The organism is Geobacillus zalihae NBRC 101842, from assembly GCF_001544135.1.
Classification (GTDB): domain Bacteria; phylum Bacillota; class Bacilli; order Bacillales; family Anoxybacillaceae; genus Geobacillus; species Geobacillus zalihae.
The window spans coordinates 1-20,971 of sequence record NZ_BCPV01000045.1 but is presented as its reverse complement, the minus strand read 5'-3'; the positions used below and the strand labels follow the sequence as shown (position 1 = coordinate 20,971).

The following is a 20,971-nucleotide window of genomic DNA, read 5'->3' as shown; positions in this document are numbered from 1 at the left end:
TGGAAAGCAAGTCCGTTGATTTGGATCGTGGCAGGGGTTCTGTTTATCATCGTACTCATTAGTGCCATCAGTAACGCTATTTTCGGGGAAGAAGAGAGCTTCTCCAATATCTCAGGCGGAGTAGCAATGTGTACGAAGGGAAATGTGGATGAAGCAAGAATTGAAGAAGTGTTATCTAACGCCGGAGTTTTTGCTGGAAAAAAAGATGTGTTCATGAGTGCAGCTGAAAAATACGGTATTGATCCCGTGCTACTCATCGCCATTGCGTTGCATGAAACTGGATATGGAACATCCAATGCGGTCAAAACCAAAAACAATCCTGGTGGCATTATGGACCCGAACACTGGAAAGCTGAAAGTATTTGATAGTCTGGAAGACGGCATCAATTTCATGGCAGGAAACCTGTATCGGGTCTATATATCTAAAGGATTAGTAACGATTCAACAGATCGGGGCAAAGTACGCTCCAATTGGAGCGAATAATGACCCCTCGAACTTAAACGCGAATTGGGTGCCAGTAGTCACCAATATCGCAAATGAACTAGGCGGCCTCTCGATGAACTGCGAAGTTATGGGGACAGGAGAATTCGCGCTGCCTACCGGTTCGATGAGCATCACGTCTAATTTTGGGTATCGGAGTGATCCGTTCGGAGGCGGAACGGAATTACACAAGGGAACAGACTTCGCTTGTTCGCGAGGTGATGCAATTTATGCAGCTGACGGGGGGCAAATTGTAGTGTCCGTGAAGTCCGGATATGGTGGCGGATACGGACACCATGTCATTATCAGCCACGGCGATAAATTCACCTTGTACGGCCACATGGAACATGTGGATGTAGACGTAGGAGACACGGTGCAGAAAGGACAGAAGATCGGTACTTGCGGAACAACCGGTTCCTCAACGGGATACCACTTGCATTTTGAGGTTCAGCTAGACGGCATCTATGGTAAAAGAGTAGACCCAATGACGTACTTCCAGCCAGCAAAGAAGGAGGAAGATGAATGAGAATCACCGTTACTAACCTTGTGTTAATCGTTCTTCTATTGATTGCAGGAAGCTTTAGCTTCCTCTTGTATACGGACCTTCAGGAAGCAAAGGAAAAGATTGAGAAGTATCAAGATATCGAAAAGCTGAATCAACGATCAGAGGATTTTATCGAAGCGTTGGTTTATGGGAAACATAAAAAGTATCTGACCGGAGAACAACTGGCGCGATATGAAGCTGGCCTGAAAGAGTATGGAGAACCAACAGAAAAAAACATGGCGAAAATAAACGAATTTAAAATTCATCAGCTGTTCACAAAAAAGCAGAAAAATAAAGATGATGAGGCGGAATCGTATGCCATTGTACAGATTCGCTATGAAACAGATGACCCTAATCAATACGGGGATGACTACATTCATACATTAACGGTCAACTCTCATTGGGTGAAAGACGCTGGGGAGTGGAAAGTCGATTATATAGATATGGCTTTGCTTGAAGACAGCCGGGATGAAATGTTGCGGAAACAAGCTGAAGAAGCGCTGCGGAAAGCCGGTCAAACAAATTAAAGAAAAGGGGGAGAGGAAAGTGAAACTAACGCCGGAACGGCGTAGACAGATATACGAGATTACGCAAAAAATACTCGATGTCTACGATCGTTTTTTCTCTTTTGTACTTAAGCTGTATGAAAAGCCGGTGGAACGAAAGAAAAGAGAGTTTTTCCTTACGTATCGCACAGAAATGACGGAGGAAGAAATTCGGGAGTATCAATATCGATTGACGGTAGGGTGGACGGTTATCTTATTTATCTTCATTTTGCTTTTGCTAGAGATCGGGGGGAGAATCTTTGGCTAAATTTGTTCGAGTCTTGGTCGTTGCGCTTCTGTTGTCCTTGGTGATCTTTCCAACGGCAAGTTTGGCGGAAAAAGGGGATTTTTACGAAAAAAATAAAACGTTCTTTGAAGAGCCGGGAAATTTAGATGATGAGAATAGATCTTCGAATACTTATATTGAAATTCTAAAAAACTACGATGACGACAGTCAAACGATTGAGTGTGGAAAATTTCAGGTTACTTGCCATATCTATAAATTCATCTTTGAAACGGGAGTTTCAGCGATGGAATTCATTAAGGAAATCATGAAAAAGACGATTATTTCCCCTACAGACATCATTCAGAATCCGTTGTATGAAAGATACCAAGATGGACTGTTCGCATTATCAAAAACGGTATTGGCGATCTTCATTGTATTTAACATGACAAAAATCATGAGCCTTCGCATGGCGGATGCGGATGACGGCCCGATTGTCATGAACGAAAAGCTCGTAAGCATCTTCGTGATCTGTGTGTTCCTGTTCTTGTACGAATCAATTATCCACTGGATTCTAAACTTCCAAGAAAAACTCATGACTGCGATCATTGACACGATACAAACAGAAAAAATAGTCGAAAACATGATCACCAATATATTACTTTCTCCGGGGGTATTTGCTTTCATTACAGTATTAGTCATTGGAATCATTCTAGTGGTTCTAACACTTCAGTTTTTCTATCGCATCGCTCTCGTTGCGATCTTGTATATTATCGGCCCGATCGCTATTGTTACGAAAGTCAATGATACTTTTAACTTCTTTGATTTCTGGCTCAAACAATTCATCAGCGCGTTTCTCACGCTGGCGTTACAATTGATCGCTACGGCCATTGGACTGCAACGCTTTTTTGAGAGACCTCAGTATTTCGGCGATACGACCAATCTATTTATCGGAACAGCCTTTTTTATTCTTGCTGTGACACTGCCATCCCTCTTAGGTCAATGGGGATTGAGCACCGGTTCAGCCCGTTCGGTTATGTCCGGGGCTAAAACCATTGCCAGAGTGGCAATAAGACGATAAGGAGGTTAATGAAACGTGAAAAAAATATTGTTGGCCAGTGCAGCTGTGTCGTTGATGTTCTTGGCTGGATGTCAAAATGATCAACCTGAAGTCAAAAGCACACAAGTAGAGAATGGAACGAAGACCAAAGAAAATGGTGAAAACGAAAAAGCAAAAAGCGTCTTTACGCGAAAAGATCGTCAGATCGCAAAGGAAAAAGCTGAAAAATTTATCGTTCTTCTCACTGAATTTCACGGTCGCTCCATTTTTAGTGATGAAGACAATGCGAGAGTTCGTGCGGAGTTAAGCCAAAAGGCAGATGAACAAAAGTTGATTCATCCTGAAACTTCGTTCGCAAATCTCACTGAATTTGATGATAATGCTAAAGAAGACAGTAGATTAATTCTTCGGAAAGATCGCTTTCAATTAGGCGATGAATTTAAAGAAATTTATTATAAGTACATTGATGTTCATGAATTGAGATTGCCAATTAAATATATCGTTAAGTCTGATACGTCCTCAGAAGATGTGGAGTTAGAGTCGTTTGTTCGTTTCGTTAAAACGACGGATGGAGAAATTTTAATTTTGGATGCGCCAATGTTGATCGGAATGGACTTGGAGAAAAAAGATGAAGACGCTTATTACGATGAATACAATCGGAAAGAAATCCAGCAAGAAGTCAAAGAAGAGCTGAACATCCAATAAAGAAGAGGTGATACTTATGCAATTTCCTCTGAACAAATATGGTGAAGTTGAGATACAAAATAATGAGCTTCGGTATTTTATCCCTATCGCCTATACGGAAGCCAGTGATTTAGGAGAATTAGAGGAATCTTACAGAAAAAAAGGAAAAGAATTAATGGATTCCCCTTACTATCTCTTTGCGAGCAACCTCGAAGTAGTACGAAATCGCTTCTGTTTCACGTTCCAGTTGGAGGAAATGAAAGCTTTTCATTATATTCGGCAGTTCCCGTTTGAGGAACAGTTATACTATCTTCGTTCGTTAGTCGAACTGGCAAAAAATATTGAACAGACACCAGTTTTGTGGGATAAAAATAGCCTTCTCATGGACTTGACGGACGGAAAAATTAAAACGTTCATCTTTGGATTCGATAAACATCCGATTCATGTATCGCAAGATGTAGTGGACGGACTAAAAGAAACGATTATCCTGGCTTTGACGACGCTTCATCGTGTGTTGGGGAAACCAAGACGGATTGATTTCATCGATCAACGGGAGATCGTCATCCGTTTTGCGGAAAACATTTTACACGGAAAATCCGTTAGTGAAATCGGTCGAGTTGTAGAAGATACGATCTTGGAAATTGAACGTCAGTTAGAACAGGAGAAAAAAGAACAGCCGAAACCAAGCGTCTTTGAGGCCTTTAAGAAAAAATGGAACACGAAAAAAGAAACGGCTGCTACTGTTGAACAGCCAATCTGGCGTTTCTCCAAGAAAAAATCGAATCTTTCGGCACCATATGAAAAGAAAAAGTCGATTTGGGATAATAAATACGTGTATCTTTCTGCTTCGGCACTCGCTTTGGTCATTCTCATTGGAAACTCAACAGGGGCATTTGATTTTTCCAAGCCTGAAGAAGTAAAAGCTAAACAAGAACAGACAGAAGTCATTCCATCTAACAAGCTCATCGGTATTTACCGGCAGGCAATTACGGGAGACAAACAAAAAGCGTTAGATCAATTGGAGCGATTGGGATTTGATAATCTGAGCAAGAAAGACCAAAAAGTGATGTTGAGTCTATATGAAGAGACAGGACAGCCCGAAAAAGCCATTAAGCTGAAGCCGGAATATGCAGAAAAAGTCGTGAACGACTTAGTTAGTAATCAAAAGTACGACGATCTACGAACGCTGCAAAGTAAAGTTGATAATCCAGTTGTTAATTATGAGGTTGCTTACCTAGATAAGAAATGGGAAGATGTAGTCCGATTAAAAGACAAAGTGAAAATGACCGACAGACGGGAAAACCAATTATTAAGCGCATATCTTCATTTGGGGAGAATGGATGAAGCTAAAAAATTGGCTGCGGAATCTCCTGAATTGAGCCAGAAAGTCCAGGATTTCGAGATGAAGAAAAAACAAGTCGAGGATTTGAAAATGCAGGTGCAACAGGTGCAAAAAAATGAAAAAGACGCGAAAAAACGTGATGAACAAGTGAAAAAACTGAATGAACAGATTAAGCAACTGGAAGCAGCGATCAACAACATCTAAAAAAAGTGGAGAGGGCGGTTACTTCACCCTCTCCACTTCTTTTTTGGGAGGCTGGATGTTCATGTCTTTCACGGGTTGCTGCATCCTTTCCACCATGTTTTGAATGAATTCTTTATTGATTTTTTTAGGGATGAATCCGATTCGTTCGCGAAGGATGTTTTCGATGACAAAGCATTTTCTCGTCCAGTACTCATACTCCTTATACGTGTATTGTTCTGCATCGGAAAATTCCTTCGCTCCTTGCTTCATCGCCTGAATGAAAATGTACCGGTTGTTATACGTATCTGATCGTTCTTTTCGAGCTAATTTAAGAAGGTAAAGCAATTCGACAGTGGAGAGTTTCATCAGTTCAGGAGTGGGTTTTTTAGCGTCTTCGATCGTCGGGTGCTGTTGAGGAAAGAGATTTTTTCTTTTCCCGTTCTCCTGAACTTCGCTTCGATCAAGCTTCATTTTGCAAAAACCACAATAATAATGATGTTGGTGATTTTGTACCCCACTTCCACAGTACGGGCAAGTTTTCATACTGACTCCCTCTCTATATTGTTGTAACTTACTACAATCATTATAACATCCATTGTTGTAATTTACAACAAAATTGTAGTGGACTTGTGAGCGATACTTTCATGGAAGGCGAAAAGGGGAGGTATCCTGAATTTTTCAGCCCCTCTTCAAAAAACGGCTTCTCAGATTGGCGTATAACGCGTCTTCAAGCGTAAGGTAATGGTTTTATATTCGGAAAAGAAAAGGCGTCTCTATAGGGCATTTATGGCTTTTTAAAACGTGTACCCCTTTGTTCAATCAAAATGTTGCTATAGTTTTTCCCCAATCATTGCTTCTGTTGCCCTAATAAATGCTTGGCAAAGCTTTCAACGGTGTATTTTGACCAGTAAGGGGTTCCGGCGATCAATAAATCCTCTTTAGGAAACTTTCCTCTTTTGCGGTAAACAGCAATCTTGTTTTGTGGAAAATGAATTCCTTTATCCTCCAGATAACGTGCAAAATCACTTTGGGTGTAATAGTCCTGGGAGTCTCTAATGATCGAGAAGTTAGGATTTTTAATCAAATACGTTTCGTTTCTGAAAAACTCCACGATTAGTTGCAACGCAAATTCCAGCCATTCATCTTCAAGGTGCTGATATAGTAATTGGAGCGAGAATGCTTCCTCATTCGGTTTTTCAAAGAATCGAGCCAATTGCAAAAATGTCTTTTCTAACTCACTTAATGTTGAGGAAGTTTTCAATACTTCTTTATTGGATTCATCCAGTAAAGGTTTTAATTGAGGAAATTGATTGATGATCTTTTGTGTAGTATTTTTCATTTAATCCACCTCTTTGTTGTAAGTTACTACAATAATAGCATAAAATGTTGTATATCACAACATTTTTCCTAAAATAAATGGCTGTTTTATTGCAACGCTTTAAAACAGCCCATTTTTGAAAAGCTCGATGCTATTCAAAAATGGAGAAAGGGGAAGAAAGAAAAAGAAGAAGGAAGGAGGAAAACCTTCCTTCAGGAAAAGAACCCTCTTTCTTTGAGGGAAGTGTATTCTGCTTTGTAGTTGATGACTAGGTGATCGAGAACTTCAATCCCTAGTATCCTTCCGGCTTCTGCTAGCCGTTTCGTCATTTCAACATCCTCTCTCGATGGAGTGACGTCACCACTTGGATGCTGATGTGCGACGATGATGCTGGCTGAGTTATTGAGGATTGCTGCCTTAAAGACTTCTCTTGGGTGAACGATGGATGAGTTGAGTGAACCGATATGGCAGCGATGAACGGCAACGACTTCGTTTTTGGTATTGAGGCACATGACTAAGAACACTTCTCTGTCGTCGTCGCCGATGAAGTGTGCTGCCACTTTTGCTGCATCCTCCGGACAACGGATTTTGTGTCGCTCACCCACCTCCCGAACGATTTGTTTGATGCGTTGGATTTCGTAGATTTTTTCCATGGTTGAACACTCCTTTCTTTGTTTGCCGGTGGGGGAATTTTTGCGCGAAGGCGGGTAGAAGGGTGCGGAACGAAGTGGAGCATACGAAGTATCAAGCGATTCGTTGACGGCTTGTGGGAAGCCCAATGACTTAGCAAGCCTTAAAAGCGATGCTTTTTAGGCTTGGTTAGCCGACTTGGCTTCCCCAAGCCGTCCGAAGAGCGCAGACCCTTTACGCGCCTAACAAGCAAAAATTATAATGGGGAGAGGCAAAGGAAGGAGCGTACTTGGGAAGGAGGTAAAAAATAAAACGCATTTTTAGCCTGTTGCATTTTTTTAAATGCAACGGCCTAAAAATGCGCCAAGACAAACTTTTTCAATCTTGGAATGAAACATAATCAAGATTATAGGAAGCCCTAAGTTTTCAGTAACATTCTCTGCATCTCAGCAAGCCTTAAAAGTTGTACTTTTTAGGCTTGGTTAGCCGACTTGGCTTCCCCAAGCCGTCCGAAGAGCGCAGACCCTTTACGCGCCTAACAAACAAAAATTATAATGGGGTGAGGCAAAGGAAGGAGCGTACTTGGGAAGGAGGTAAAAAATAAAACGCATTTTTAGCCTGTTGCATTTTTTAATGCAACGGCCTAAAATGCGCCAAGACAAACTTTAGACGGTCCCCTTCACTTGTATATCGACACCTAATTCAATAAATATCACAGAATTTCTCTAATACAGGTCTGGAGTAATTTAATGGATTGTACTTTTACCTGAAAATTAAATCTTGGAAAAAATCCTCAGCCTCTTTATCATCTTTTGAAAACACCTCATGATTTCCTACAATCTCATTAGCCCCCTAATGAATTTGGACACTCGATAAGGTGTTTTTTATAATCGAAGTGACCAAATGAAGGGGGCTTTTGATGTACATGAAACGAAGAAAACATTCGAAGGAATTTAAGCTACAAGTGGTGAAAGAAGCATTAGAAGTTGGAAATAAAGCATTGGTAGCTAGAAGATATGAGCTTAGCCCGAATCTTGTGCAAAGATGGGTGAAGGCATATGAAGAAGGAAAACTAGGACAAGAAATGGTTTCCTCTCCCTCTTCAGCTGAAATCAAACGGCTGGAGGAAGAAAACGAGCAGCTCAAGAAGCTATTAGGGGAAAAAGATTTAGAAATCGCGATTTTGCGTGATTTGATAAAAAAGAAGAACCCTCACTTACTGAAAAATTGGAAGTAGCTGAGCAGTGGATCAAGAAAGGATATCCGATTACAAAAGTATTGGAGATTCTAGAAATCAATCGCTCAACCTACTATTATCAGCAGAACGGAAAAGTCGAGAAGAAAACAGTAGGTGGGGGACGTCCAACACCCGGCTACTCTCTAACGGCAACTGGCGAAAAAGTGCCAGACGAACAAATCCAAGAATGGCTCTCTGAGCTTGTGATGGGAGAAGGATTTGCCTACGGATATCGCAAGCTGACCATTCAGTTAAGAAGAGACCATCAGCTTGTGATCAGTAAGAAAAAAGTATATCGATTGTGTAAAGCGATGGACTTACTACGTCCGCAGCGAGAGAAACGGATTCCATATCCGAAGAAACTCGCTCGAAATCGCATTATTACAGGCTCGAATCAGTTATGGGAAATGGATGTGAAATATGGATATATCGAAGGAGAAGAACGCTTTTTCTTTGTTTTGTCGCTCATCGATGTGTATGACCGTTCGGTAATTGATTACCATATTGGGTTGAGTTGTTCAGGAAGCGATGCCGTAAAGACGCTTCAAAGAGCGTTATTCAAGCGTCAGCAATTTGAACAGGCAAATAAACCTGTGATTCGGACAGACAACGGCCCGCAATTTATTTCTCATGCCTTTGAAGCTGCCTGTGAGCGATTTGGAATCGAACATGAACGGATTCCACCACGGACGCCGAATATGAATGCGCATATTGAAGCGTTTCATCGTTTACTGGAGGAGGAATGTCTAGGAAGAATGGCGTTTGACAGCTATGAAGAAGCTTATCAAGCCGTGATGGAGTACATGAAATTTTATAACGAGCGAAGGATTCATTCGAGTATTCTCGATCTTCCACCGCATGAATTTTACAAAAAAGCGCAAACGGAATCGTTAATCATCAAAGAAGTTCGCGTATAAGGCAAGAGGATTTTGTCTGTAACTATTCAGCCCGTACATAGAAAAAATTTACGAGAGCCGGTTTGTTCGTACCTTCCTTGTCTATACTAATTACCATCATAGACATGGGAGGTGAACACAATGGCAAATGTTGCTTTTGGCTTCCAAGAAGCGGTCTTCACACTCGAAAGCATGGTGGCAAACATCGAACGTCAAGCACAGACCATCGAAAAACTCATCAACGAAAATAAACAGTTAAGACAAGAAAACCAGCAATTGAAAGCACGTATTGCAGAATTAGAAGCCCGTACGAAAAAAAACAGTACGAATAGTCATTTACCGCCGTCCTCTGACCGGTTTGGGGCGAAATCTCCTTCTCGCCAACCGTCGGAGAAACGGCCGGGAGGACAGCCAGGGCACCAAGGAACGACGCTCCGCCAAGCACCGAATCCTGACCATCGAGTCCTTCACCGTGTGACCCAATGCAAAGGATGTGGTCACTCTTTAGAACATGTCGATCCACTTCAAGTAGACATTCGCCAAGTGTTCGACCTCCCAGTGGTTCGCATGGAAGTCACTCAACATGAGCGGGAAATCAAGCGTTGTCCGGAATGCCGACTTGTCCAGCAGGCGGAGTTCCCTTTCTATGTCACCAATCATGTACAATATGGACCGGTCATCACTTCACTCCTGTTATACTGGAATCACGCGCAGTTGATTCCGTGCGAACGGATTACGGAGATGGTGAAAACATTATTTCATCATCCCATTAGTGCCGGAACGGTCGTGAACATGACGAGACGGTGGCAGCCTGTGTTAGAAGCAGCGATCGAAGAAATCGAAGCCGCGCTGCTCACCTCGAGCACGCTGCACGTCGATGAAACGAGCCTGCGTGTGAAGGGAACGAAACAATGGGTGCACGTCGCTTCCACTTCCAAGGAAACCCGATACGGGATTCATCGCTCGCGTGGCAAACAAGCGACGGATGACATCGGGATTTTGCCACGGTACAAAGGAACGATGGTACATGATGCGTATTCCGTATACCCGATGTATACGCAGGCGAGCCATGCCCTTTGCCACGCCCATCATCTCCGGGAGCTTCGGGAATATATCGAACTTTACCAGCACTCTTGGTCGAACAAGATGGCCGAAGCACTGTTGGAGATGAAACAGGCAGTGGAGAAAGCGGGCGGAGCCTTGCCGGAAGAGAAAGTCCGGTATTGGGAAGCGGTGTACGACGAGCTTCTTTCGAATGGACGCCGGGAACTCGATGAACGTTGCCGACAAGGCAGCCATCTAGGTGTCCGCAAAGCGGAAAATTTCATCCGGCGCCTAGAAAAGCGCAAGCAAGAAGCGCTTCTCTTCCTGCGAAAGAAAGAAGTGCCGTTTGACAATAACCAAGCCGAACGCGATTTACGGATGGTGAAAGTCAAACAAAAAATCTCTGGAACGTTTCGTCAGGAAGACGATGCCGAGGCTTTCTGTGTCATCCGCAGCGTCGTTTCCACCCTGCAAAAACACGGAAAGCCGGTGTGGGAATCGTTGCAAAGACTTCTAAGCGGAGAGCCTCTTCAAACGATTCTCCATTCCTCCTAGGGCATTTTCGATACTGGGAATGCCCTATTGGTGCTGGATTCTGAAAATCTCGCTAGTACTGGGCTGAATAGATACTTTTGTCTTCTTGCCAAGAAAAAAAGAGAAATTTTGAGAATAACCTAAAATAAGATAGGATGTGTCCAAATTTAGGGGGTCAATCCGGTTATTTCATTCATCGATGTGCCAATTTTTATTGGCATGGGTGTCTGTTAAAGAATGTTGTTGACCAAAGTTATAAAATATAATTCGATAAATAGATAACAATGGTCAATGTAAAACTACTTAACAATGTAGATAACATTAAAGCTTGGGCTGCAAATTCGGGATGATTATCATATTCCAATGCCAATACTACACTATTCCTTGAAGTTGGAATTGCGCTGGATATAAATAGAACTTGAGCAGTTACACCTTTTAACTCAAGAAAACAAATCAACGAGAAAGAACATATGGGTGCTATGATTAACCTTACGAAACTACTCAAGCAGACAAGTATTGATTGTTCTTTAAATCTAGATATTGATAGCTGGGCACCGATAGAAACTAATGCAAAAGCTAACATTCCATTGGCAACTGTTTCTAAAGGTGTTAATAGAAAATCCGGAATTTTAAGATGTAGGATTTTAGAAAACAAACCTAGCATAACAGCATAAAAAACGGGTAGTTTAAAAAAATGTTTAAGAGAGTTTTTGAATCCCTTTTGTGCAGAATTGGCATTGATCAGTCCAACAGTGAATGAGGTTAATATTTCAAACAATACCACTACCATTTGAACAGACATAGCAAAAGGATTATGATGAAAAACTAGATCGTTTAAGGGTATACCAATATTTCCATTATTGACAAGAATAATGCTATTAGAAAAACTTGCAGATAATCTTTTTTCGAGTTTTAGAACTTTACTTAACAAATTACTAATTACAAATAGAATTATTAGTTGTAGAATAAGATATGCAAATATATTAAGCAATTTTTTAAGAGAAAGATTTGCCTGATAAATATTTAAAAAAGCTAAAGCAGGTATATAATAGTACAATATTAATTTGGAAAATGTTTTCATATCGAATTTAAACCTGAATCCGTGATAAAGACGCGTTCAAACTGCCAAGAAAACTTGATCAATCAACAAATATTGCACTCGGGCTTCTTCACCTAATAGGTGAACATTCGGAATTGAGTTGATACTTTGGCATGATTGGGTTTTCCAACATTTTTGATACACTTCTGTCACGGATTCAGGTTTAAACTGATGATGTAAAAAAGTTCCAGATGCTATAAGACTTAAAATAGGAAACATAATTTCGAGTATAATATTTAGTATCATATTTTTTAATCCTTTCTACCTCTTCAAAATTATAGATAGCGCTTGTCTTATCTAGATTAAGTCCCGGAAATCGTGTAAAAAGAAAACGGCAAAAAGCGATTTTGTTTTCCGGTGACCGAGTTCACTAGATGGACGGAGAGAGGGAATTTTACACAATAATGAGGACTTGACCGTCTTACCTTTTAAGTTTGTCTAAAGATTATAATTTAATTCTCATAATAAGTAATATGGAGTATCTATATAAAAAAGCTGCTGAGAAAGTCCCTCAACAGCAATAAATTTATTTTTTATATTATTTTAGATATTAGTTCCTTCCAAATCGTTGAAATAGTGTTATTCTAGATCTTAAGGTTAAAATCCTTATCTTTAACTGGTTGACGAGTAGAAAAACTATATTTTCTGTAAAAAAACAGCAATAGGACAATATAAAATAATGTGAAAAAGATCATTAATTTTTGAAAACCTAAAATGTCAAATAAAACTCCGCCAAGTATTAATAAAAAAGCATTCCAAAATCCATATAGCTTTTCCATTGAGGAAAATAAGGCTGTTCTCTGTCTAGCATCCATTTTATTAGTATTCAAGTTGCTTAATGTCAATGGTCGCACTCCACCAGATGAAAAACCTAATAAAGCAACAGCTATTACACTTAATACGAAATTATTAGATACTCCCAAAAGTATCATTGCAATAATAGAAAAAACTGTGGTTGCTAGTGTAAGATTTTTGTAACTAAATGTATTATTTAAGCGAACTAATAAACGTGCCGAAGAAAATCCTAACAATGTAAATAAACTGAGAACAACTCCAAAATAGTATAAATTAACTTCGATAACTCTGAAGAGAAAATAAGGTAAAAATCCTATAAATATTGCTAATGGAAAGGCGCGTGATATTGCATAATAATTCTTCCAAAAATTTTCTAAAGAGGTATTTTCCATCTGCGTGTTGTTACCAACAATAGTTTCTTGTACTTGCTTTCTTTCAGATTTATCAGTACCTATACTCAAGATGGCTAAAAATGAGATAAAATTCGCACAAATCGATCCATAAAAAACATACAATTGGTCAAATTTAAACAAAACACTTCCAACAATACCAGCTAATAAAAACGAGATAAACATATAGCTATTTGATGAAGATTCAACTTTTTTATATTTACTTGAATCTTCATTTAATAAAATATGTCTTAATAAACTAGAGTCTGTACCAGCTGTAAGGCTATACCCAATTCCTGATAAGATTTGTGCAATAACCAAAGTATAAAAGTGCAATTCAAATGTAAAAAATAATAAACCTGTTGCCTTTACTAGTTCACCTATTGCAATGATGTATTTTTCTGAGATATACTTCGTCAGCTTCGAACTCCATTGGGAAGAAACCATTAACGTAATCCCATAGATAGCTAATAACAATTCAATGTGGAGAATATCAATGTTATTTAAATAAAAGTAAAGGAATAGTACAGCTAAATGAAAATAAAGCCGAGAAAAAATACGATACATATAAAAAAATAGGAGATTTCGTCTCATAAGAATTGTCATTCCTGTCCTTTAATTATCTATTTTTTTATAACTCTGGAAATATATTTACAACTTTATTCAACTGTTCTACGGTAATATCCCCGTAACGTACAATCGATGGTTCAGATGTTAAATCAATAATTGTACTTGATTTTGTTGTTCCATTTGCCCCACCTTTAATAATGTAATCTACTTTATCTCCAACTTGTAATACAGCAGTTTCTAAATCAACAAGAAATCCGTCTGCTTGTCCTGAAATGTTAGCAGATGTCATTGCTACAGGTATTTGCATATACTCCATAAAACCACGCCAAACCGGGTTAGCTGCACAAGATAAGGAAACCGTTTCTCCACCGCAAACCATTTTTTCTGGAACATTATCATTTTTTTTCAAAATGATATTCAGAGGACCAGGCCAAAATGCTTTAATTAGTTCTTCAACGATATCCGGATCTGATGCTACAGCATATTCTTTCCACTCATCTGGATGAGAAAAGAAAAGAGTAAGAGGTTTTGAAAATGGTCTGTTTTTTATGGCGAATACTCTTTCAACCGCGTCATCAATCCAAGGATTAACTGTCAATCCCAAATTACAATCACTGGGTACAACTATTACTCCACCATCTTTCACACATTGAGCTGCTAAAGCAAAATTTTCTGAGGTAGGCTCTAAGATCTTATTTTTTATAGTTTCCATATTTCAGTTTCCCCCTTACAGTACACTGCTTTATAATAAGGTAGCACTCCCTATACATAATTTTATAGAGAGTGCATATATCAAGAATTGTTTTTCTACAATAATTTTTTATTTGACAGTCACAATTTCTTTCACTAGCCCAGGTATGTTTTCGTGGAAATATGAACTAAATTCTTTTAATCTTTTTGTACTACTAAAGTTATAAGTCTTGAGAATCCATCTATTTTTAGCTTCCTCTGGAAACGCAATTTCAATTATCTCGCGATTATGTAAACCATCTTGATTTGGGAATACAAATAAATCACCAGTTTTAATATGAATATGGTCTTTTTCCGCTTTTATAATTGCATCCTTTAAAGCAAGAAGAGCCTCTTTTGCTTCAACAGGTGCATCGTTTATATATGTCGTTCTAGTATCATAGTATCGGAAGCTGTGGTAATTTTCCAAAATAGGATGAACTTGCGATACTACTTGATCCTTATTTGAATCACGCGAGTAGTCATCAAAAGGTGTAAAGAAGTAAGGTTGTCGTAGTATACTCTGATGATGTTCATTTAAAAATTTGAGAATTGCTCTACCATCAATATATCCGGTATATATTCTATTTTGCTCATGAGAACGCATACCCAATAAAGCGAGATAATCAGCCCTCACACTATGTGCTGTGCGATCATTATGATAAAATAACTCACTGTCAGTTTTTTGAGTTTGAGTGCCGTAATATTTTGAATGTGCATAGACATCATGGAAAAAGTCACCATTGTTACGGGTTTCGTAGGCTAATAGCGGCATATCAGTAAGTTGTGCAAATAATTCTAGAAAACCTTCACCCACAAATGTTGTTTTCTTTTGATATTTATCAGTTACTGGATCGTCGTGATCAAATACTGGTCTTACAGGATCAATAGGGCAATTCTGAATTAGATGGGCGTAAGTTTCCCCACTTTCTCTATCTGTTCTAATAGTATTACATATTTCAATGAGTTCTTTAGGAACAATATTTTTAGATATTATAGTACTTACTTCATTTTTAAAGCTCATATAGTTTTTGTAGGGATTATTTTGTAAACGCAAAAATACTTCAGTTAATTCAGAATTAGTTTCTTTAGATAATTTAATCAACTTAGTTTTCATATATATCCTCCCTCTATAAATGTTGATATATCAACGTTTTTCAATGTTGATCAAGTGTCAAAAAATTTTGCTGTTTGCGTGTGTTTCTGGAGTGTACAGGGAACACTACAGGCAGCCAGGCTGCCTAAGCGCGCACTTCTTCCGCTATCGGCATGATAGTTGGTAGAATGGAACCCGTCAAGGAAAGCACTTTGTTTCCATTCTACCAACTTGGTGGTCCGTATGTGGAAGAAGGATCCCGGCTGATGAACCTGTTTCATCCAGCTAACATGTTTCTAGGATTGAGTGGAAATCACAGAAAATGATGAAGACTCAAAATTATTAAATATGATATTTTAATTATCGAAACATAATTTTTAGTTAAATAAATAATAAATAACATAATTTTTAGTATATTCAAGAGACTTTTATGAGTTAATACTAGGGTAGTATGAAGGCCTTAATTGCTCATATTCTTTTATATCTTTCTCATATAGCAAAGTCAATTCTATATCATCTAAACCTTTTAGGAGTTTTTGACGAGTAAACTCATCTATCATAAAGTTTTTGATTACATTTGGACCTATTACAACACACTTTTCCAAATCAATTGTAATTTCAGCTTCTGGATTTTTTTCAACTTCTTGAATAAGTATTTTAACGATTTCATCTGGTAATTCAATTGCAAGAAGTCCAACCTTTGAGCAATTATTTTTGAAAATATCACCAAAAGAAGGAGCAATAACTGCTCTAAATCCATAATCTAGCAAAGCCCAAGGTGCATGCTCACGACTAGAACCGCATCCAAAGTTTTCTCCTGCAAGTATGATTATCGATCCTCTATGTTCTGGTTTATTAAGTACAAAGTTAGGGTCTTCCCTCCAATCTCTAAATAAATAATCACTTAAGTTTACTCTCTCAGAAAATTTCATCGTATCGCTCGGTGCAATTTGATCTGTATCAACATCAGAGTAACCTAAAGGTAATGCTTTTCCAGATACTTTCCTAATTGCTTTCATATGATCACCTTCTTTACCGATTCATTAATACATTAATATCTGAAGGAGAAGCAAATCGGCCAAGTATTGCTGTAGCAGCTGCAATTACCGGACTGACAAGATGAGTTCTAGCACCTTTTCCTTGTCTTCCTTCAAAGTTACGATTGCTAGTTGATGCACATCGTTCACCAGGTTGCAAATAGTCTGCATTCATTCCTACACACATTGAACAGCCTGAAGCTCTCCATTCGAAGCCAGCTTGCTGGAAAATTTCAGCTAATCCTTCATCCTCAGCTTGCTTTTTTACCTTCATAGAACCAGGTACAACTAAGGCGCGAACACCTTCTTTAACCTTATGTCCTTTCACTACCTGTGCTGCTGCTCTTAAATCTTCGATCCGAGAGTTAGTACATGAACCAATGAATACAGCATTTACTTCAATATCTTTAATCTTAGTTCCAGGCACGAGTCCCATATACTTTAAAGCCCGCTCCTCATTTGAGTTTCTTGGTTGTGGAACTTCACCATCAAGAGGGACAACTTGATCAGGAGTTGTTCCCCAAGTTACATACGGTACAAGTTCTTCAGCATTTATTTTAACTTCCTTATCAAATACAGCTCCTTCATCTGTATATAATTCTTTCCACTCTGCTAATGCTTTTTCCCACTGTTCCCCTTTTGGGGCATATGGCTTATCTTTTAGATATTCAAATGTAGTTTCATCTGGTGCAATCAAACCAGCCCTTGCTCCAGCCTCAATTGTCATGTTACATACAGTCATTCTACCTTCCATAGATAATGAACGTATTGCTTCGCCTCTATACTCAATTACATGTCCTACTCCACCGTCAGTACCGATTTTCTTTAAGATACCAAGTATAAGATCTTTAGCCGTGACATCTTTAGGAAGTTTCCCTTCTACTGTGACAGCCATTGTCTTTGGTTTTCTTTGTAGTAATGTCTGTGTTGCTAAAACATGGGCAACTTCACTAATACCAATTCCAAATGCTAAAGCACCAAACGCGCCATGAGTAGATGTATGAGAATCTCCACAAACAATAGTCATACCAGGTTGTGTTAAACCCATTTCCGGACCAATAACATGAACAATTCCCTGTCCTAAAGTCCCCCATGGATGCAATTGTATACCAAACTCTGCACAGTTTTTACGTAAAGCTTCCATTTGTTGAGCAGCAATTTCATCTTCTACAGGAAGATCTAAGTTATTAGTTGGAACTTGATGATCCATGGTTGCAATTGTAAGGTCTGGTCTTCGAACTTTAAGTCCCAATTGTCTTAATTTATTAAAAGCATGTGGCGACGTTACCTCGTGCATTAAATGGAAGTCTATATAAAGCAAATCTGGTCCACCTTCAGTACTCCGTACCACATGCTTTTCCCATATTTTTTCAAATAGTGTTTTTGGCATTTCATCCTCGCCCCCTTTACTTATCTCATATTTTGGGATAAAATATCCGTATGATGGACAATATTTTACAATATAAAAAAGGTAATTGCAATAGTGGAGTTGGAGTTTTGGATAAAATTGTATTAATCCTTTCCTATTTGGCGGAAGAGGGTCCCTCTGAATTTTCAGAGATCGTTAGTAAGACAGGAATATCTCGATCTACAGCTCACCGCCTATTAATGGCACTTGAGACACATCATCTTGTTGTGCGTACACAAGAAGGTTATACTTTAGGTTCAAGAATAGTAGGATGGGGGGAAAGTTCGAAATTTAGATTGCTTGTTGAAGCATCTAAACCTGCTTTGGTTTCGTTGCGGGATTTAACTGGAGAAAGTACACAACTCTATGTAAAAGAAGGTGATAAAAGAGTTTGTTTAGTTTCTATTGAACCAGCAATGGGTCTTAAAAACACTGTACCTGTAGGTGCTGTGTTCCCACTTGAAGTTGGATCAGCCGGAAAAGTAATTTCAGCTTGGTTAGGGCTAGGGAATAATCCAGAACAAGATAAACTAATTCGTCAACAAGGTTGGGCAGAGAGCATTGCTGAACGAGAACAAGGTGTAGCAAGCGTTAGCGCACCAGTTCTGGATCCCAAAGGTAATTTAATAGCTGCAGTGAGTGTAAGTGGTCCCATCTCCCGTTTAGGTTTAGAACCAGGAAAACGTTTATCTCAACTAGTTGTTGCTGCTGCTAGAGAGATTGAATTAGCAATTCGTAAATATTGATAAAAAGCCATATTGCTAATTCTTAATAAATTGAGAAGGGGGTTAAGTAACTTTTTGGTTCTCCAATACAGGAAGACCTGTTTTTTCTTAGTCTAATTCTTAGCTAACATCTTTCTATATAAAATGGTGTTGCAAAACAAAAATTATGTATAATTGCACATAAAGCAAAAAGCCATACCATCGCGGTTGTTCCAGCCCAGTATCTTTTAACTCGTTGAACTAACGCTCGATGATACTCTACAGCTTTAATAGTTATTAGGAGACGAGGTGTTTCCTCGTCTTTTGTATATGCCCATTTTTATATGATTAAACTAGCCATATAATATACATTATATGACTAACAATCTATTCTTTTTTATGGTATACTCGTCATATAATGTTATTTTTTAAACTAATTATGCTCTAGTGATATCATTCTAAACTCGTCGTATAAGTGAAAGGGTGGAAAAGATGCTCAATGAGTATGTGATCTACCTTCAGGAAAAAGGAGCTTCTCCAAACACGATCATCTCCTATACGAATGACTTAAATATCTTTTTCAATGATTTACATATCTGTCCGGGTGATTACGTTACGCCGGCCGACATTCGCAAATGGATTCAGCAAATGTTGAATCCGGTGGAAGGGAAACCGTTGGCCATCTCCACGATCAATCGCCGGCTCAATTCGCTGCGAAGCTTTTATGCGTGGGCGGTCGAACATCATAAGATCGAACAGAACCCAATGAAAGACATCCAGGATTTAAAATCAGCCGATGAAGAGAACGAAAAAATTATGTGGCTCACAGAAGAAGAATTTGAGGACTTATTGCATCGGATGCGGAAAAAACCGGTGCAAAGCCGAGGGGTCGATCCCGAGGAGAAATATCGGCGGGACCGCGCGGTGGTGTACTTGCTTACCTATGCAGGATTGCGGGTGGAAGAGTTATCAAATTTAAAACTAACGGACTTAGATTTAGAAATGAAACGAATTCGGATTGTAGGAAAAGGGATGAAGGTGCGGACAGTGCCGATCTCGAATATTTTACTGGCGGAACTGGAGGATTGGCTGGAGTTTCGCGCGGAAATGGCGAAAAAGAAACCGCATGTGGCCGCATCGCCATATGTCTTTTACAGCCAGCGCTCACCAAAGTTTTCAGTACGTGGCATCCAGCGAATGATTGAAAGCTACAGCCTTCCGAACAAAAAGCTTACGCCCCATATGTTCCGGCATACGTTTTGTAAGTGGATGTTAAAGGCGACGAACAACGATATCGAGAAAGTGCGGAGGCTTGCTGGTCACAGCAATATCGCCACGACATCACGATACTTAAAAGACAGCTATAGTGATTTGGCTGATGCAGTCGAGGCGCTGCCGAAGTTCTAACCTAAGCAAATTTGTTTCAGAAGGGAGAAAACCAATCGATGATGGATTCATTGCAAATCATTGACGGGTATTTTAGCAATAAGGAGTTTTATATGCGCAGCGTGGCTGGATTTCCGTTAGAAGGTCGCTTCAAGGCCGCCGGCTTGCGTTCCTTGGCACGATTGATCGATGAAAACGAGCCTTTTTCTTTCACGCTAGGTCCCAACACCGTGCTCCACGTTCCTGTGGAGCTCAATCGGCAGCTGAAAAAAGAGCTATTCATGATTGCGGAGAAGCTTGATGAAAAGGAATAAACAGCGAAAAACGGTGTTTCATTTAGGGAATCTGGTGAATGACCCAAACTCGTCATTTACTGAATCATAAGCCGACGCCTCAATAGATTTTTCTCCTTTCTGTGAAGGAGATAGGGGAGAAGTCGATGAAATAATGTAATAATTATAAAGAAATTAACTTGTTAGATAGAGAGGGGAGTAAGATTGGCAAAGCAAACAAAAATTTGTGCATGTGGACATACAGTACCTATAGATTTTGATCAAGAACAAATAGAATTAACAGGTAAAGTAAGTGATCTGAATATGCTTGATCCTATAAGCTATAAAGCAGAAGCAACAGAGTTGTATAAGGGTATAGAGCTGTACTACTATTACGAAGAAGATACTTTAAAATTTATAGATGACGGGAGCGCACCTAAAGCAAAATTCAAGAACTTATGTGAATCATGTTTGTTGGAAACTTTACAAACTGATGAACCACATTATGGCGATGGTGTATATTTGACCCAACACAAGCAATTGTTTGATAATGCTACCCATGAAGAGGTGAAAAAAAGTCACGGAATTTCTTATAGAAAACACCGCGCTACATATGTTTGTCTTGATGAAAGTGTATTTCGAAAAATATATAAAACCGGAGGGGTTGTGCGTTCTTGCAAGCATACAGTACAAACAATAGGTGATAAAAAAATGGTAAGTGTAGATGATGGGGTTTTGTTTCAGCTTTACTTAGACTGGTAAGAAAG

The 20,971-nt window shown here is 39.2% G+C and carries 21 protein-coding genes; 12 read left to right on the top strand and 9 right to left on the bottom strand.

The window, feature by feature from the left end; genetic code table 11:
* The first annotated feature begins 15 nt into the window (after nt 1–15).
* From GZ1_RS12480 to GZ1_RS12455, 6 genes are read left to right on the top strand one after another with little or no spacing between them, the layout of a single operon-like run.
* Nucleotides 16–1,005 (top strand): peptidoglycan DD-metalloendopeptidase family protein, encoded by a 990-nt coding sequence (locus GZ1_RS12480; protein WP_255211291.1) that lies wholly within the window; start codon nt 16–18, stop codon nt 1,003–1,005.
* Nucleotides 1,002–1,550 carry a hypothetical protein gene (locus tag GZ1_RS12475; protein ID WP_060788571.1) on the top strand — a complete coding sequence of 183 codons (549 nt, stop codon included), beginning with the start codon at nt 1,002–1,004 and terminating at the stop codon, nt 1,548–1,550. The genes GZ1_RS12480 and GZ1_RS12475 overlap by 4 nt, the downstream gene beginning before the upstream one ends.
* Before the next feature lie 19 nt (nt 1,551–1,569).
* Complete coding sequence (locus GZ1_RS12470) at nt 1,570–1,836, top strand: hypothetical protein (protein WP_060788570.1); 267 nt, start codon at nt 1,570–1,572, stop codon at nt 1,834–1,836.
* Nucleotides 1,829–2,872 carry a conjugal transfer protein TrbL family protein gene (locus GZ1_RS12465; protein ID WP_060788569.1) on the top strand — a complete coding sequence of 348 codons (1,044 nt, stop codon included), beginning with the start codon at nt 1,829–1,831 and terminating at the stop codon, nt 2,870–2,872. The genes GZ1_RS12470 and GZ1_RS12465 overlap by 8 nt, the downstream gene beginning before the upstream one ends.
* 15 nt (nt 2,873–2,887) lie before the next feature.
* Nucleotides 2,888–3,556 (top strand): hypothetical protein, encoded by a 669-nt coding sequence (locus GZ1_RS12460; protein WP_060788568.1) that lies wholly within the window; start codon nt 2,888–2,890, stop codon nt 3,554–3,556.
* Nucleotides 3,557–3,572: 16 nt separating this feature from the next.
* Nucleotides 3,573–5,081 (top strand): hypothetical protein, encoded by a 1,509-nt coding sequence (locus GZ1_RS12455; RefSeq protein WP_060788567.1) that lies wholly within the window; start codon nt 3,573–3,575, stop codon nt 5,079–5,081.
* Nucleotides 5,082–5,099: 18 nt separating this feature from the next.
* On the opposite strand, the gene GZ1_RS12450 is transcribed toward GZ1_RS12455, so the two are convergent.
* The 3 genes from GZ1_RS12450 to GZ1_RS12440 form a co-directional block, all read right to left on the bottom strand.
* Nucleotides 5,100–5,603, bottom strand: coding sequence for a hypothetical protein (locus GZ1_RS12450; RefSeq protein WP_060788566.1), 504 nt, complete (start codon nt 5,601–5,603; stop codon nt 5,100–5,102).
* 304 nt (nt 5,604–5,907) lie between these two features.
* Nucleotides 5,908–6,399: a hypothetical protein gene (locus GZ1_RS12445; protein WP_060788565.1), complete on the bottom strand. Its 492-nt coding sequence runs from the start codon at nt 6,397–6,399 to the stop codon at nt 5,908–5,910.
* 191 nt (nt 6,400–6,590) lie between these two features.
* The gene (locus GZ1_RS12440) at nt 6,591–7,031 is read right to left on the bottom strand and encodes a JAB domain-containing protein (protein ID WP_083509302.1); all 441 of its coding nucleotides are present in this window, start codon (nt 7,029–7,031) and stop codon (nt 6,591–6,593) included.
* Nucleotides 7,032–7,933: 902 nt separating this feature from the next.
* Between GZ1_RS12440 and GZ1_RS12430 the strand changes: the two genes are divergently transcribed.
* A protein-coding gene (locus tag GZ1_RS12430) for an IS3 family transposase (protein ID WP_095532136.1) occupies nt 7,934–9,162 on the top strand; the annotation gives its coding sequence in 2 pieces (ribosomal slippage) (nt 7,934–8,222 and nt 8,222–9,162; 1,230 coding nt in all).
* A gap of 120 nt (nt 9,163–9,282) precedes the next feature.
* A complete protein-coding gene (locus GZ1_RS12425) occupies nt 9,283–10,740 on the top strand; it encodes an IS66-like element ISGka4 family transposase (RefSeq protein ID WP_060788564.1) in 1,458 nt (485 codons plus the stop codon).
* 232 nt (nt 10,741–10,972) lie between these two features.
* Here the strand turns inward: GZ1_RS12425 and GZ1_RS18370 are convergent, their stop codons facing one another.
* From GZ1_RS18370 to leuC, 6 genes are all read right to left on the bottom strand, one after another.
* Nucleotides 10,973–11,800 (bottom strand): AEC family transporter, encoded by an 828-nt coding sequence (locus tag GZ1_RS18370; protein ID WP_083509301.1) that lies wholly within the window; start codon nt 11,798–11,800, stop codon nt 10,973–10,975.
* A gap of 602 nt (nt 11,801–12,402) precedes the next feature.
* Nucleotides 12,403–13,569, bottom strand: coding sequence for an MFS transporter (locus GZ1_RS12420; RefSeq protein WP_255211294.1), 1,167 nt, complete (start codon nt 13,567–13,569; stop codon nt 12,403–12,405).
* Nucleotides 13,570–13,633: 64 nt separating this feature from the next.
* Nucleotides 13,634–14,284, bottom strand: coding sequence for an L-threonylcarbamoyladenylate synthase (locus GZ1_RS12415; protein ID WP_060788562.1), 651 nt, complete (start codon nt 14,282–14,284; stop codon nt 13,634–13,636).
* A 108-nt stretch (nt 14,285–14,392) separates the two neighbouring features.
* The gene (locus GZ1_RS12410) at nt 14,393–15,418 is read right to left on the bottom strand and encodes a hypothetical protein (protein ID WP_060788561.1); all 1,026 of its coding nucleotides are present in this window, start codon (nt 15,416–15,418) and stop codon (nt 14,393–14,395) included.
* Nucleotides 15,419–15,825: 407 nt separating this feature from the next.
* A complete protein-coding gene (leuD, locus tag GZ1_RS12405; RefSeq protein ID WP_025949653.1) occupies nt 15,826–16,416 on the bottom strand; it encodes a 3-isopropylmalate dehydratase small subunit in 591 nt (196 codons plus the stop codon).
* Nucleotides 16,417–16,429: 13 nt separating this feature from the next.
* Nucleotides 16,430–17,824: a 3-isopropylmalate dehydratase large subunit gene (leuC, locus tag GZ1_RS12400; protein ID WP_047753559.1), complete on the bottom strand. Its 1,395-nt coding sequence runs from the start codon at nt 17,822–17,824 to the stop codon at nt 16,430–16,432.
* A gap of 50 nt (nt 17,825–17,874) precedes the next feature.
* Between leuC and GZ1_RS18365 the strand changes: the two genes are divergently transcribed.
* The 4 genes from GZ1_RS18365 to GZ1_RS12385 all read left to right on the top strand — a co-directional run bounded on the left by GZ1_RS18365 (nt 17,875) and on the right by GZ1_RS12385 (nt 20,966).
* Nucleotides 17,875–18,588: an IclR family transcriptional regulator gene (locus GZ1_RS18365; protein ID WP_198527177.1), complete on the top strand. Its 714-nt coding sequence runs from the start codon at nt 17,875–17,877 to the stop codon at nt 18,586–18,588.
* Between the two features lie 450 nt (nt 18,589–19,038).
* The gene (locus GZ1_RS12395) at nt 19,039–19,953 is read left to right on the top strand and encodes a tyrosine-type recombinase/integrase (protein ID WP_060788560.1); all 915 of its coding nucleotides are present in this window, start codon (nt 19,039–19,041) and stop codon (nt 19,951–19,953) included.
* A 38-nt stretch (nt 19,954–19,991) separates the two neighbouring features.
* Entirely contained in the window at nt 19,992–20,246 is a 255-nt protein-coding gene (locus tag GZ1_RS12390; protein WP_012301086.1) for a hypothetical protein, read from the top strand.
* Nucleotides 20,247–20,429: 183 nt separating this feature from the next.
* Entirely contained in the window at nt 20,430–20,966 is a 537-nt protein-coding gene (locus GZ1_RS12385) for a hypothetical protein (RefSeq protein ID WP_011229485.1), read from the top strand.
* The last annotated feature ends 5 nt before the right edge of the window (nt 20,967–20,971 follow it).

Bases quoted from the DNA above. Each gene is read 5' to 3' on its own strand.
- GZ1_RS12475 (WP_060788571.1), top strand. From the start codon at position 1,002: ATGAGAATCACCGTTACTAACCTTGTGTTAATCGTTCTTCTATTGATT.
- GZ1_RS12455 (WP_060788567.1), top strand. From the start codon at position 3,573: ATGCAATTTCCTCTGAACAAATATGGTGAAGTTGAGATACAAAATAAT.
- GZ1_RS12450 (WP_060788566.1), bottom strand. From the start codon at position 5,603: ATGAAAACTTGCCCGTACTGTGGAAGTGGGGTACAAAATCACCAACAT.
- GZ1_RS12445 (WP_060788565.1), bottom strand. From the start codon at position 6,399: ATGAAAAATACTACACAAAAGATCATCAATCAATTTCCTCAATTAAAA.
- GZ1_RS12440 (WP_083509302.1), bottom strand. From the start codon at position 7,031: ATGGAAAAAATCTACGAAATCCAACGCATCAAACAAATCGTTCGGGAG.
- GZ1_RS12425 (WP_060788564.1), top strand. From the start codon at position 9,283: ATGGCAAATGTTGCTTTTGGCTTCCAAGAAGCGGTCTTCACACTCGAA.
- GZ1_RS18370 (WP_083509301.1), bottom strand. From the start codon at position 11,800: ATGAAAACATTTTCCAAATTAATATTGTACTATTATATACCTGCTTTA.
- GZ1_RS12420 (WP_255211294.1), bottom strand. From the start codon at position 13,569: ATGTATCGTATTTTTTCTCGGCTTTATTTTCATTTAGCTGTACTATTC.
- GZ1_RS12415 (WP_060788562.1), bottom strand. From the start codon at position 14,284: ATGGAAACTATAAAAAATAAGATCTTAGAGCCTACCTCAGAAAATTTT.
- GZ1_RS12410 (WP_060788561.1), bottom strand. From the start codon at position 15,418: ATGAAAACTAAGTTGATTAAATTATCTAAAGAAACTAATTCTGAATTA.
- leuD (WP_025949653.1), bottom strand. From the start codon at position 16,416: ATGAAAGCAATTAGGAAAGTATCTGGAAAAGCATTACCTTTAGGTTAC.
- leuC (WP_047753559.1), bottom strand. From the start codon at position 17,824: ATGCCAAAAACACTATTTGAAAAAATATGGGAAAAGCATGTGGTACGG.
- GZ1_RS18365 (WP_198527177.1), top strand. From the start codon at position 17,875: ATGATGGACAATATTTTACAATATAAAAAAGGTAATTGCAATAGTGGA.
- GZ1_RS12395 (WP_060788560.1), top strand. From the start codon at position 19,039: ATGCTCAATGAGTATGTGATCTACCTTCAGGAAAAAGGAGCTTCTCCA.
- GZ1_RS12390 (WP_012301086.1), top strand. From the start codon at position 19,992: ATGATGGATTCATTGCAAATCATTGACGGGTATTTTAGCAATAAGGAG.